The sequence below is a fragment of the Cumulibacter soli genome (genome assembly GCF_004382795.1).
GTDB lineage: Bacteria > Actinomycetota > Actinomycetes > Mycobacteriales > Antricoccaceae > Cumulibacter > Cumulibacter soli.
The window spans coordinates 139,690-152,846 of the sequence record NZ_SMSG01000005.1 but is presented as its reverse complement, the minus strand read 5'-3'; the positions used below and the strand labels follow the sequence as shown (position 1 = coordinate 152,846).

The window sequence follows — 13,157 nt, the reverse complement described above, 5'->3', positions numbered from 1 at the left end:
CTCGCTCACGAAAGTCAGGCATCAGCCGTCTCGCGAGGTCTCTCACTAGCTTCAGATCGAGGCGCGGTCGGGGTGAAGTTGAGCCGTCGAGCCAGGGCACGATCGACGATGAGCATCACCAACAGACTGATTCCCAGCAACGGCAAGAAGGTTCCGGCCGTGAGGAGGAACAGCGCGACCACGCTCCATTCGCTTGAACTCAATGAGCGGTTCGGCCCCGGCACCCCGGCGATCCCTGAGCGCGTAGGCCGACGTTTCCACCACATCACATAACCCATCACAACGAGCGCGGCGATGCCGAGCCCACATAGACACAGCAGGATTTGCAACGGCAGACCGAACATGATGCCCATGTGGAGATAGATGCCCCAGCTCGTGAGCTTGCTGAAGAACGGCAACTCGGAGAATGGCAAACGATCAATGACCTCACCGGTGCGCCCATCCACGCTGACAGCATCAGCGCTCACACGCCATTCCACCCAACGCTCACTGGCCTGCCACCCCTGGTCGCTGCTGGCCGGTGGATACAGGATCAGCGGCCCTGTTAACCCTTCTTCGCGTGCTGTGTCTAGGACGGTCTGTGCTTCGGCGGCGATGTCCTGCGATGGCACCGGGGCCGCTGCATCGCCGGAGGCGGGCCCATGGTTCGCGTGCTCGCCGCCGTCGGAATGATCCTGGGCTCCGGTTAACGACGTGTTGATCGCGCGCGGTTCTTCGGTGAGGGCATCGATGGTTGTGGTGACGTTCTTACCCGCATACGTAGACCACGTGAGACCGGTGGCAGAAATTCCCAACATCACAACGAGTAGCCATGTACCGGTGACACCGTGCAGGTTGACGAAGCGTTTGCGGCTGGCAGACTTTGTTCCACCCGCAGCCCGAGCTGCCTTTCGAGCAGCACGGTCCCGGCGAGATGTACGTACGCCGATCAGTGCTCGGCGCAAGCGAGTGCGACCGACCCAAAGGATCAGTCCGCCGAGGCCAACGAACCACATCCAGGAAGCGGCCAACTCCGTGTAGAGCAGTCCCGGCTCACCGAGGCGCAGATCTCGGTGAGTCTCGGAAATGAACTTCCGTACCGGAAGCTCCCCCAAACCGGAGTAGCTCGCTTCATCCCCAATAACGTCACCAGATGCGGGATCGACGAAAACGCTCTGCAGTCGCCCGTCCTCAAGGGACTCGTCTACCAGCAGGACCCTGGTGGAATCGTCCGGCTCCGTCGCCGGCCACACCTGAGCGATCGGCATATCCGGGTGTACAGCCTGGGCATTATTGATCTGCTCCTCGAGCGGTGCCGGGTCCTCGACGCTGTCGACCGTGAGTAGGTCCGCGTAGACGATGCGTTCGATCGTCGGCGAGAGCGCGTACGCGGCACCAGTTAGCGCCGCAATAAAAATGAACGGTCCGACAAACATCCCCGCATAGAAGTGAATCCGGCGAACAAGCGGCCACAAACCACCAGTGGAGCCGGCGCGTGCGGGACTGGAATCGTTCAACGGGCACGTCCTTCGGTCAAAGCGCACCTTCGGCAGCATCTGGGAAGGGCCTGATCGGTGCTGGCGTCACAAAGACAGTCGACGCCGACAGCGCATTAGTTCCCGGGAAGAGGGATTGACCGATCGCTGCATCATCGAAGTATCGGAGAATGCCTAGATCGGCACGGGTTGCCGTGCGCAGCGCTGAGACCAGGAGTGCCAAGCATTGACCTGCACATCAGGACAAGGAGAAGCCTGAGTTCATGAGCCACCGTCGATCCATTTCGTCTCCGGCCACTATCGGCTGCGGATCATCGCCGACTTGCAGCCCTGTCCTAAGCCCCAGGTAGTTGCCATGACTCGACTGGTTTGCCGTTGAGATCTGCGTACCCGTCTGGTGGGTTGATGCGTTGCGCGGTGAGGTCCCGCGGTAACAGGGTGAATCCTTGCCAGTGGGCCTCCATCGGTCCCTGGTCTTCATCGCGTGCGACGTGACGAAAACCGACCGCTACCCAGGAAACGACATCGGACTCCGAGTCGACCTCGACGCCGAGCGACTCCACCCTCTAGGGACGTTCCAGGCTCCCGCTGCGATTAAAGCCGGCACTGCTGGTCCAGCTATTACGTACACGACACGACCGCTTGACTCTGACAGTGCCACGTCGAACTGTATGGCGAATACTTCCGCTGCGGCGTAACTACAGTTAATAGGCTGGATAGTCGAATAGAACTTGCCGAACCTGACTCGCCAGGATCGCGGTGGCGCCTTGGAAAGGGTATGTCAAGTTCCCCGATGATCGACGTCCACGATCCAGAATTCGGACCAGTGTTCTGCACGCGAGTGAGCAAGGGACCCGAGGTGGATTTCTCACCCGCAAGCCTGCGCACGACATGCACCCGCTTCGACGAGCACGTCGTGAACCGCTCGCGACGGCGGCGTCTCGTGCGGCGCCAACTTCTGAGCCCACAGTGCGAGAATAGGCAACGCATAGTAGTCCAGAAGGTTCAGGGACCGCCACAACACGCTACTCGAGCACCTCCTGCCGGGCGTCCACCCGCGAGGGCAGGCTGATGCTCAACCTGATGGCGACATTTGCCGAGTACGAGCGCGAACTCATTCAGGAGCGCGTCCAGGCCGGCGTCGATGAAGCGAGGGCGCACGGGGTGCACTTTGGCAGGCCACCGGTGGACCTTGACGAGGTCCGTGCAAGGGTCCGCACCGTGCAGCACCTGGTCGAGACCGAGGGACTGACGTCGCCGAGGCGGCCAAGACCGTCTGCTGGTCCAAGGTGACCTACTACCGTCAGTGGGCGTCAGCATGACCTACGAGGGACCGAGCTAGGACTGCATCCGCGCCCATCACGAGGCCGGGTACTGCTGGGGCCTGTGGACGATGAGGCGCCGCTTCCGGCACACCACGCTGCGCCCGCGGACGTCCGGCTTCGACGGCCTCACCGTCCTGTACCGGAACTGGGACTTCGACGAGGCCTACCCCTGGCGGTCGTCACCGTGTGCGGGCTTCTCGTGGAGCTGACCTACCGCCACTCGGCTTCCGCTGACCAGAGCCCCGCGGCGGACGCCGAAGAGCTGCTCGAGCATGGCACGCTGACGGGACAGCGAGTCTTCGAGATCCTCGACGACACAGAGCCAGGAATCGCAGAAACCCCCTGCTGAGACTCAGCCGAACGAGACAGAGATTCTGAGACCCGATCACCGGTGCAGAGCCGGTGGTCGGTTCTCGTCTCATCATGGAGACGTCTGCGAGACGCAAGTACCTCGTCCGGACGGCAGACCCCCAGACGTCTCCCGCTCGCGGGCAAGTCGGAATGATGGGTCACAGGGAATCCTCCATCTGTCGTCGAGGTCGCACGTTGCGGCGGAACTCCACCACGTCGCCACACGTAGGGCGGTCTGGCTCACACCACTCTCAGGTCGTTGCCCAGAGTGGATTTGCCCGCCAGTCGTCAGGGACCCCCATATGGGCGATCGGGACGATCGTCACCGCAGGAAAGCTCTTCACGACAGCGGGGAGCATCCTGCTTCGCCCCACGCCCAGTCGGTCCGACAGGAACTGGACGAGGGTAAGTCGGGCGAAAGTACGGTTCCATTCCGTCGAAGCCGCGTCGAGGTCGGGATGGAGCCCCAGGTTGGGAAGCTTCGGCGCGATCGTGTGAACGCGATTGAACAACCGCCCGTGATGAGCACAAGTGTTGCGCACAAGATACAACGCCTTGAGCCAGCTCGTCAGCTGCGGCGCTCTGAGCCCGCGCGCTCGGGTTCGTTCCTCCCCTCGATCGGTCGATGATCCTTGGCCGAGGCACCCACTCCCGATTCGCTACCGAGAGCGGGCGCCTCACCCCTGCCCACTTGACAAAATCGCCAACATGTCGATCAACGGCCGGTGGAGACGCACTAGCCGGCGAGGGTCCGGTGGCGGAGGATCGCCTGCCGGGTGGTCGATCAACCTGTCGGTGGATTTCACCAAGCTGGCCGGAGGAACTTTTCGAGTTTGTCAATGTCGGCGCCGTACGCCGTGGCGCTAGCGTTGCTACAGGCTGCGCGTACTCCGCATTTCGGACGGCGCGGCCGGTGGTGCGCCCCTTCTGCGGAGCGCCGACCGGCGATGTTGGCCAGACATCGCTGCCAGTTGCTCCGACGCCTGAGCGCGCGTCGCAGTCGTATTGAAACGAGGCCCCATGCGGATTCGTGCCGCCCTACCGCTCGCTGCACTCACCGCGGTGAGTCTGCTGCTCACTGCCTGTTCCGGAGCTGACAGTAAGACGCCGGACAAGAGCACCCAGGAGTATCCCCACGCGATCGACCTCGCCGCTGACTTCGATCCGGACGCTCATCTCGATGCCGGGTTCACGGTTCTTCCGCAGAGTTGGGATCCGACCGAGAGCACGACGAACGCCGACTTCACGACGTACACCGCGGTCTACGACCGTCTGCTGATGACCGGCGATGACGGCGCCGTCGAGCCGATGCTCGCGACATCGTTCGAACCCGCCGACGACAACGGCGCGATGGTGTTGACATTGCAAGAGGGCTTGTCGTTCTCGGACGGGACGCCATTCGATGCGGACGCCGTCAAGTTCAACCTGGAGCGCAATATCGCGGAGGGCAGCGCGATCGCCGGTGAACTCAACATGATCTCCTCCGTCGAGGTCGTGGATGCGTCAACGGTGAAGATTCATGTCGACGGAGGCCTAGGCACGCTCGCGGTGTCGCTGGCGTCCCGCGGCGGCATCATGGTCTCGCCCAAGGCCGCCGACGCCGGCACGCTCGCGACCAAGCCCGTGGGTATCGGCGCCTATCAGGCGACGAAGATCAATCCCGGCGCCACCGTCGAGTTGGAGAAGTCGCCCGACTACTGGGATCCGCAGGCACAGAACGTCGCCTCCATCACCTACACCTTGATGGCCGACGATCAATCCCGGTTCAACGCACTGCAGTCCGGTGATATCGACGTCGCGCAGATCAACCCCGACCAGCTGAATGATTCAGAGGGTGCCGGGATGCAGGTCGTCGTCCGCGAAAGCCCGCTGTTCCTCTACATGATCGTGAACGCCGCGAAGCCCCCATTCGATGACCCGGAGGTTCGCAAGGCGCTGAATATGGCGATCGATCGCAAGGCGATCTCCGACGGCATCTACGACGGACACTGCACGCCCAGCGTGCAGATGTTCGGATCTACGAGCCCGGGTTACAGCGAGAAGTTGGGCGACGGCTCCGAGGTATTCGGCTACGACCCCGAGGCCGCGGCAAAGATCCTGGAGGACGCCGGCGCGACCGGTACCGAGTTCACGGCCGTGCCGCCGAACATCACGATCTACCAGAAGATTGCCGAGGTGATCCAGCAGGAACTCGGCGAAGTCGGGTTGACGATGAATATCGAGCCCAAGCCCCCGGCACAGATGGTCGAAGAGTTCGCCGTCCAGAAATCAGTCGAATCATGGGTGTCGCAGGCAACCGTGCTGAACGACCCGGAAGCCGTACACGGGCGGTTGCTGACGCCGGATGCGCTGCTGAACCCGGGTGAGGTCGACTTCACCGAGTTGAATGCGGCCGCGACCGCCGCGGCGGAGCCGCTGGATCCGGCGGAGCGTAAGCCGCTTTACGAGAAGTACTGGGACGCGTGGGTGGCGAACCCACCGCACGTCATCCCGATCTGCATCGCACACATGGCCGCCGCCGTCAGCCCTGACATCTCGGGCGTCCAAATGCTGCCGGATGGCGTACTCGACCTGCGTCACGCTGCACTCGCAGCGTAGGCCACCCAGTTTGCTGCTACGGAATGGATCGCTCGCCTCGCGAGCGGTCCATTCCGTCGTTCTTGCCCACGTATCGTCACCGCACCGGTTGTGACGTGTGACTCAAAATCGGACACCTCGCGCGTTCCCGAGCGTTCACCATTGGCCTATCGATGTCTCGCGAAAGGCTTCCGCTCATGTCACGAATGAAGTTCGGCATCTTCATGGCGCCGTTCCACCCCTTGGCCGGTCAAGATCCGATCAGCGCCTACCAACGTGATCTCGAGGTGATCCAGCACCTCGATCGACTCGGCTTCGAGGAGGCGTGGATCGGCGAACACCACTCGGCGGGTACCGAGATCATTCCCGACCCGATGATCTTCATCGCGCACTGCGCAACTCAGACCCGCCACATCAACCTGGGCACAGGCGTGCTGTCGCTGCCGTACCACAACCCTCTGTGGGTGGCTGATCGCGCCATCTTCCTGGACAACCTGACCCGCGGGCGGTTCATGCTCGGCCTCGGCCCCGGCGCGCTACCCGGCGACGCACAGATGATCGGGATCGAGATCGAGGAGCAGCGCACCGCTCTGGAGGACGACACCGACGTCCTGATGCACCTGCTGCGCAGCGATGAGCCGCTGACCGTCGAAACCCCCCGGTACCGATTGCGGGAGGCGAAATCGCAGTACACGCCGTACACCGACTTCGAGATCGGCGTCGCGGCCATCGCCTCTCCCACCGGCCCACGAATCGCCGGCAAGCACGGCCTCGGGATGCTGTCTGTCGGTGCGACCGCGGCCGCCGGATTCGACATGCTTGCTATGCACTGGGACGTCGTGGAGGAACGCGCGAAGGAGTTCGGTACGGTCGCCGACCGTTCCCGCTGGCGCCTAGTCGGACCTATGCACATCGCCGAGACCAAGGAACAGGCGATCGAGGACGTCAGGTACGGGCTGATGGACTGGGCTCATTACACGCAGAAAATCCTCGCCGTACCGCACTTCCGCGCGGCTGGTGAAACCTTCGAGGAACGAATCGCGTGGGTTAATGAGACCGGCCTCGGCGTCATCGGCACACCGGACGACGCGATTGCCCAGATCGAGCGATTGCAGAAGCAATCCAACGGCGGGTTCGGTAGTTACCTGATCATGCACAACGAGTGGGCCCGCCCGGACGCGATGAAACGCAGTTACGAGTTGATCGCCAACCACGTCAAACCCGTCTTTCAGGGCACCGCCGGTCGGCTGGTGCAGGCCGAGCAACGAGCTATTGGTGACTGGGAGTCGCTGGACGGACGGGTGGAGAAGGCACTCGCGGCGGCCAGCGAACGGCACTTCGGCAAGAAGGAATAGTCGGCATAGAAGTGGCGCGCTGGGTGAGCGCATCGCTCACCCAGCGGCCCACCGAGCACGACACGCAGATACTTGTTCGCGCATTAAGTAGCGCCCTTCAGCCCCGTAGTCGGGGCACAACCGCGCGGGAATCGCTCATCATCGGCACCGTCCTGCTCGCAAGGCTTCGGAACGACATCCAGCGAGGTATGATGCCGATCACATTAGCGCGCTCCCGGCTGTATAGCCCCTGAGATGTGCGCGCCCTGAGATCCGAGGACCAACGCATATGAACGACATGCGGAGGACACGCGAACAATTCTTGCTCGAGGACCTCGCAGCACGCGACTTCCAAACACGTGATCGCGAGGCACGGCACCCTCGGCTGCCTCGTCCGGACATCGTCAACTCCTGGCAGCGTTCGCTCCTCGGCGGCGTACAGCCCACCGGAATCGACCTGCCGTACGTCACCGACGGCCCGACCAAACGACGCCTGCTTGCTGCCGCCAGCCCGATCCTCGATGCGCTCGCCGACGAGTTGGCCGATACGAACGGCACGGTGCTACTCGCGGACAGCGACGCGCGGATCGTCGACCGCCGCGTCGGAACGCGTTCCTGGATGCACAACCTCGATCGGCACAATGTCGCACCCGGATTCGTGTTTGCTGAGGAGTACGTCGGCACCAACGGGATCGGGTGCGCCCTTGAGGAGGAGCGACTGTTCGAGGTGCGCGGTGCTGAGCATTTCCGCGACAGCCTGCAATCGTTCGTGTGTATCGCCGCGCCCATTCGTCATCCCGTGCACAACACGATCGAGGGCGGCCTGAACCTCACGTGCAGTCTCGACGAATACAGCCCGTTCGCGCGCTCAGTGCTCACGCGCGCTATCCACGACATCGAGCAACGACTGCGCGAGGCCGCATCGCAAACCGAGCGGATGGTGTTGGACAGTTTCGTTTCGCGCTCGAAACGGACCTCCCGCCCGCTGGTCGCTGTCGGGGTGGACGTCTTCATCTGCAACCCGGCCGCCTCCGCGCTGCTCGAGCGCGCGGATCGCGACCTGCTGTGGTTCTGGGCTGCGCCGGCGCTGCAAGCCCACGATTCCGTCAGCGAGCGGCTCACTCTCACCGACGGTCAGGTCGTACGGGCGAACGCAGCCCGGATCGGCGAGCGCGGGCGCGCCGCCGGCGCGCTGATTGTCCTCGACGCCATGCCCAGCGACATATCAAGCACCTCTCACGACATCGCGGCAGCCGTCCAGGTCGCCCAGCCCCAAGCCACGCAACCCCCATCCGCACAACCCCAAGCCCCCAAACCCCACGCCGCACAGCTGCGATCCACAAAACTGCAATCCACACGACTGCGATCCACACGACCCGGAGCCGCCGGCACTGGATCGGACAAGCGCGGACCCAATAAGCCCCCACCCGAAGAGGGCAGTTCGTCCGCGACCTGCGTGACCGGCCGGTCAGCGCCGGCGCTCGCCGCTCGCGATGCACTCGCGCGAGTCGTCGCCACGCGTCGCTCCGTGGTGATCACCGGCGAACCCGGCAGCGGACGACGCCGGGCCGCGCTCGCGGTGCTGAACCTTCGAGCGCCTGACGCGGTACCCGTTCTGCTCGACGCGACCTCTGCAGGCTGGGACCAACTCGCGAACTCGGCGATCACCGGCGGGCGTGCGGTGTTGGTGCGGCACTGTGATGAAGCGACGGCGGCGACACTTCACGCGCTGCGTCACGTGGTCGAGATTGCCGAGGCCACAGGCATTCCGCTGGCGGCCACCGCAGCCGACCCGGCGCGGCTCGCGGGCGTGTTCGGCGATGCGGTCGCGATACCCCCACTGCGCTCGCGCCCACACGACGTGCGCGAGTTGGCCGCTGAATTGCTGGCGAAGATCGCACCGAATCGCGGGCTGAGGTTACATCCGGCGGCGGCGATTGCACTCGAACGCCACGACTGGCCCGGGAACGTCCGCGAGTTGCAGATGACCCTCTCGCTCGCCGCACAATCGTGTATCGGATCCGAACTTCTCGAACGTCATTTGCCTGAGTCGCTGCAGCAATCCGTGGGCCAACTGACGCCGATCGAACGCGCAGAACGCGAGGCGATCCTCGCGGCGCTGGCGGACGCCGACGGGAACAAACTCGCCGCAGCGGCTGCGCTCGGCTTCGCCCGCTCGACCTTGTATCGCAAACTACGCGCGCTGAAGATCGACAGCACCCCCGCGTTCTGATCCGCGCAGCGCGACGGGCGCGGTCCGATCGCGCCGAGACGTCAACTCCGTACTGGCGGGCGACTAGCTGGTGGTGGGCTCTTCGTGCACGACGGCGGTCGGCTGCACGTGCGCCCAGTGGCCGGCATCGTGACACACGTGAATGCGGGCGCCGTCGGCTTCTAGATCGGCTAACCGATCGATCGACGCAATAGCGGCCTCCCGATCGGTCGTCACCCCCGGCGGACGGCGTAACGCGATGTCGTCGTACGCGTACACCGCATCGCCGGTCAACACGTGGGTTGATCCCGAGCCGAATCGAATCTTCGCGCTCTGGTGCCCTGGCGTGTGGCCCGGAGTCGACACGAGCACCAGATCACCGGTCCCGAACAGATCGCATTCATCGTCGTACTCGATGAACTCCGGGGGCGCGCCCTCATCGAAGAAGTCGTTACGCACGAACCCACTGGAATCGGCGTCCATCTGGGTGATCGCGTAGTCCCACTCCCGCCGGCGGACGACGATGCGGCTATGCGGAAAGAATCGGTTCATACCCGCATGGTCGTTGTGCAGGTGCGAGTTGATCACCACGGTGACGTCCTGCGGGCCGTAACCAGCCTCGGCGAGTCGGCTCACGACGTCGGCGCCCTCGGGTAGATCAGGAACCAGTCGACGTTTGGCGATGCGCCCCCAATAGTCGATCGGATGGGTGCGCACGTGCGGATGCATACCGGTGTCGAACAGAACCACCTCGCCGCCGGTTTCGATGACGAACGCCATGATCGGCAACTGAAGCGGGTCGGGTGGATCGCCCATAGTGCTGGTGATCGTGCCGCAATGCAGGGAAGTCAGTCGCATCCGCCGTACCCCTCTCGAGCAGACCTCATGCTGCGCAGCGTACCGGGGTTTCGCTCGCCTTACGGCTTACCGTAGGTTCAGCACGTACGGCCAGGAGCCCGGAGTTGGGCAGATGAGGAGCTGAACGAATGGACGTCAAGGACAAGGTCGCTATCGTCACCGGTGCGGGCAGTGGCATCGGTGCCGCCCTCACCCGCAAACTGGTCGCCTCCGGCGCGCGCGTGACGGCCGTCGATCTGGACGAAGCCGGCGTCGCCGCCACCATCGCCGACCTCGGTGACAAGGCGGACCGCGTATCGGGCCGTACCGCGGATGTGAGCAACAGCGAGGCGATCGCCGAGTTGATCGAGCACACCCGCACGACCTTCGGCCCGGTCGACCTTTACTTCGCCAACGCTGGCATTATCGGCCCGCGCGATCTCGGCGACTCCGACGAGGACTGGCTGCGCACCATTGACGTCAACACGCTCGCGCACGTGCGCGCGGCCCGCCTCCTGGTGCCGGAATGGCTGGAGCGTGGCTCCGGTTACTTCATCGCGACCGCATCGGCGGCAGGCTTGTTGAGTCAGATCGGTGCCGCGGCGTACTCGACCACGAAGGCCGCGGCCGTGGGTTTCGCCGACTGGATGTCCATCACGTACGGCGACCGCGGCATCGGCGTCAGCTGCCTCTGCCCGCAAGGCGTCAACACCGCCATGCTTAACCAGGACTCCGAGTCCGGGTCGGTCGGCGCGCGCGTCGTCACCGGCGCCGGCGCGGTGCTGGAGCCGGACGACGTCGCCGACATCGTGCTGAAGGCCGTCAATGACGAACAGTTCTTGATCCTGCCGCACCCGGAGGTCGGTGAATACATGGCGCGCAAGGCCAACGACCGCGAGCGCTGGCTGCGCGGTATGCGCCGGCTGCAGGCCAAGGCCAGCGGCAACTAGTCGATCACCAGTTCGCGCATTAACCCGCGCGCTTTTGCCCCGTACTCGGGGTAGAAGCGCGCGGGTTCCTGCGCGAATAACGGACACGCTCGGCCTGCGGTGGCTCTACTCGCTCCCTCGACGACCGATCCAGTCGCCTTCGGCGACCGGATGATTCGGGGTTATCCGGATGGTTGGGATTAGCGGGGTAGGTGGGGGACGACAGCCTCGGCGAAGGTGTCCACGATCTGCGAGCGCAACGCTTCGTCCCCGACCGGGGCAAAGATGACGGTCTCGGCGCCGGCGTCCAGGTACTGCCCGATCCGGTCGGTGACCTGCTGCGGTGATCCGTGCACCAGGTACTTGTCGGCCAACGGCGTGAAGTCCTGCTGGTACGCCTTGCTCACGTAGTCGATGGCCCACTGTCGCGACTGCGAGCCGTCGTTATCCACTGCGCCCCACAGGTACACCGCACCAGCGACGGCGGACGGCGACCGGCCGTACTCGCTGGCCGCCTCTCGCACCTGCTGCAACGAACGCTGCAACTGCTCCGGCGAGTACATGTATGGCATCCACACGCTGGCGTATCGCGCCGCGCGACGGATCGCTGCCTCCTTGCGGCCGCCAAGCCAGATCGGCGGCCCACCGGGCTGCACCGGGCCGGGCTGCAACCGCAGGCCGGGGACCTGCACGTAACGGCCGTCAAAGGAGACCTCGTCCCCGCTCCACAGCTTCCGCATCAACTCGAGCGTCTCGTCGGTGCGCGAGCCGCGCTGTTTGACGTTCACCCCCGAGGCTTCGAACTCCGGCGGGTACTCGCCACCGACGCCGATGCCCAGGTCGAAGCGTCCACCGGAGACCTGATCGAGAGTGGTCACGAGTTTGGTGAGTACGGCGGGCTGGTACAGCGGCGCGATCGTCAGCGCGCTGAGCAACCGGATCCGAGAGGTCGCTCCCGCGGCCGCTGCGAGCTGAATCAGCCCGTTGGCGACAGGGCCATGGAAGAACATGTGCTCGCCAGAGGCAACCAGGTCAAACCCGGCCTCCTCGGCCCGTACCGCCTCTATCGCCGTCCGGTCCTGATCCCGGCCGAATGTGATGCCAATCCTCATGAATCCCCCGAATTACATTGCTGTAGTTATGCACACTGTGGATAACTACGGTGGATAACTACAGACGTGTAGTTCTGCGTTATCCACAGGCAAGACGAACGCGGCGCACCCGACGGGACCTGCCCGCCGAGTACGCCGCGCGCACGACTAAAACCTACTGACCGGTGAACTTCGCCGGACGCTTCTCCAGGAACGCAGCCACACCCTCAGCGTTGTCCTTGGTCTGCAGGAGCTGCGTCTGACCGGCGACCTCGCGCTCGATCGTGACGTCGAGCTGAGTCAGCGCCGCCTTGTTGATCGCGGCCTTGGTCTGCGCGTACGAACGCGTCGGTCCGCTCGCCAACTTCGCGGCGACCTTGGCGACCTCGGCCTCGAAGTCGTCGTCCGCCACGACACGGGAGATCATGCCCCAGTCCCGCGCCTGCGGTGCCGGGATCTGCTCGGCCAGCAGAGCCATATCCATCGCGCGAGCGCGGCCGATGTTGGCGGCGACCCACAGGTTCGCGCCGCCGTCCGGCATCAGACCGATGCGGCTGAACGCCAGCAAGAAACTCGCCGACTCCTTCGCGATCGTGATGTCAGCAGCGAGCGCGTACGACACTCCGACGCCGGCGGCAACGCCGTTCACCGCGGAGATGACCGGCTTGGTCAGGCGGCTGATCAGCGTGGTGGTCAGGTTGCAGTAATCGAGCAGGTTGCCCAGGCTCGGATCAGCCTCGGCGTCCTTGTCGCGCTGCAGGTCCGCGCCCGCGGAGAAGCCGCGACCGGCGCCGGTCAGTACGACAACGCGTACGTCGGGGTTCGTGTCGGCATCCAGCAGCGCCTCGTAGATGGTCCGGGCCGTCGCCGCGTCGAGCGCGTTCAGGCGGTCCGCCTTGTTGATCGTGATGGTGAGAATGCCGTCGGCGATGCCGGTCAGGACGGTCTCGGACATGTCGGTTCCTTCCGCAGGGGAGTAACAGCAGGTCGAAAAGGCTAGTTAGCGACGATGGGCAAGTCCGGGGA

General features: G+C 64.4%; 10 protein-coding genes and 1 pseudogene. 5 read left to right on the top strand and 6 right to left on the bottom strand.

The features are described from left to right. Positions 1–14 precede the first annotated feature (14 nt). A complete protein-coding gene (locus E1H16_RS12180) occupies positions 15–1,496 on the bottom strand; it encodes a PepSY-associated TM helix domain-containing protein (protein WP_166741746.1) in 1,482 nt (493 codons plus the stop codon). A gap of 314 nt (positions 1,497–1,810) precedes the next feature. Next, complete coding sequence (locus E1H16_RS12175; RefSeq protein WP_134324151.1) at positions 1,811–2,038, bottom strand: hypothetical protein; 228 nt, start codon at positions 2,036–2,038, stop codon at positions 1,811–1,813. A 493-nt stretch (positions 2,039–2,531) separates the two neighbouring features. Between E1H16_RS12175 and E1H16_RS12170 the strand changes: the two are divergent. After that, positions 2,532–2,768: pseudogene (locus tag E1H16_RS12170) on the top strand (recombinase family protein); the annotation flags it as partial. Positions 2,769–3,402: 634 nt separating this feature from the next. Here the strand turns inward: E1H16_RS12170 and E1H16_RS19040 are convergent. Next, complete coding sequence (locus tag E1H16_RS19040; protein WP_424948526.1) at positions 3,403–3,807, bottom strand: Abi family protein; 405 nt, start codon at positions 3,805–3,807, stop codon at positions 3,403–3,405. Positions 3,808–4,171: 364 nt separating this feature from the next. Here E1H16_RS19040 and E1H16_RS12160 point away from each other — a divergent pair, with 364 nt between their 5' ends. The 3 genes from E1H16_RS12160 (at position 4,172) to E1H16_RS12150 (ending at position 9,295) form a co-directional block, all read left to right on the top strand. Then, on the top strand, positions 4,172–5,749 hold the full coding sequence (locus tag E1H16_RS12160; RefSeq protein ID WP_134324150.1) for an ABC transporter substrate-binding protein: 1,578 nt from the start codon (positions 4,172–4,174) through the stop codon (positions 5,747–5,749). Positions 5,750–5,925: 176 nt separating this feature from the next. Next, entirely contained in the window at positions 5,926–7,083 is a 1,158-nt protein-coding gene (locus E1H16_RS12155; protein ID WP_134324149.1) for an LLM class flavin-dependent oxidoreductase, read from the top strand. 268 nt (positions 7,084–7,351) lie between these two features. Further along, positions 7,352–9,295: a sigma-54-dependent Fis family transcriptional regulator gene (locus E1H16_RS12150; protein WP_134324148.1), complete on the top strand. Its 1,944-nt coding sequence runs from the start codon at positions 7,352–7,354 to the stop codon at positions 9,293–9,295. Positions 9,296–9,358: 63 nt separating this feature from the next. On the opposite strand, the gene E1H16_RS12145 is transcribed toward E1H16_RS12150, so the two are convergent. Further along, on the bottom strand, positions 9,359–10,132 hold the full coding sequence (locus E1H16_RS12145; protein ID WP_134324147.1) for an N-acyl homoserine lactonase family protein: 774 nt from the start codon (positions 10,130–10,132) through the stop codon (positions 9,359–9,361). 128 nt (positions 10,133–10,260) lie between these two features. On the opposite strand from E1H16_RS12145, the gene E1H16_RS12140 reads away from it, so the two are divergent. Beyond that, the gene (locus E1H16_RS12140) at positions 10,261–11,061 is read left to right on the top strand and encodes an SDR family oxidoreductase (protein ID WP_134324146.1); all 801 of its coding nucleotides are present in this window, start codon (positions 10,261–10,263) and stop codon (positions 11,059–11,061) included. A gap of 179 nt (positions 11,062–11,240) precedes the next feature. Here the strand turns inward: E1H16_RS12140 and E1H16_RS12135 are convergent, their stop codons facing one another. Both E1H16_RS12135 and E1H16_RS12130 read right to left on the bottom strand, forming a co-directional pair. After that, the gene (locus tag E1H16_RS12135) at positions 11,241–12,152 is read right to left on the bottom strand and encodes an LLM class flavin-dependent oxidoreductase (protein ID WP_134324145.1); all 912 of its coding nucleotides are present in this window, start codon (positions 12,150–12,152) and stop codon (positions 11,241–11,243) included. 154 nt (positions 12,153–12,306) lie between these two features. Then, entirely contained in the window at positions 12,307–13,086 is a 780-nt protein-coding gene (locus tag E1H16_RS12130) for an enoyl-CoA hydratase (protein ID WP_134324144.1), read from the bottom strand. Positions 13,087–13,157: the final 71 nt, after the last annotated feature.

Excerpts from the sequence above, each read along its gene's own strand:
- E1H16_RS12160 (WP_134324150.1), top strand. The coding sequence starts at position 4,172 with ATGCGGATTCGTGCCGCCCTACCGCTCGCTGCACTCACCGCGGTGAGT.
- E1H16_RS12155 (WP_134324149.1), top strand. The coding sequence starts at position 5,926 with ATGTCACGAATGAAGTTCGGCATCTTCATGGCGCCGTTCCACCCCTTG.
- E1H16_RS12150 (WP_134324148.1), top strand. The coding sequence starts at position 7,352 with ATGAACGACATGCGGAGGACACGCGAACAATTCTTGCTCGAGGACCTC.
- E1H16_RS12145 (WP_134324147.1), bottom strand. The coding sequence starts at position 10,132 with ATGCGACTGACTTCCCTGCATTGCGGCACGATCACCAGCACTATGGGC.
- E1H16_RS12140 (WP_134324146.1), top strand. The coding sequence starts at position 10,261 with ATGGACGTCAAGGACAAGGTCGCTATCGTCACCGGTGCGGGCAGTGGC.
- E1H16_RS12135 (WP_134324145.1), bottom strand. The coding sequence starts at position 12,152 with ATGAGGATTGGCATCACATTCGGCCGGGATCAGGACCGGACGGCGATA.
- E1H16_RS12130 (WP_134324144.1), bottom strand. The coding sequence starts at position 13,086 with ATGTCCGAGACCGTCCTGACCGGCATCGCCGACGGCATTCTCACCATC.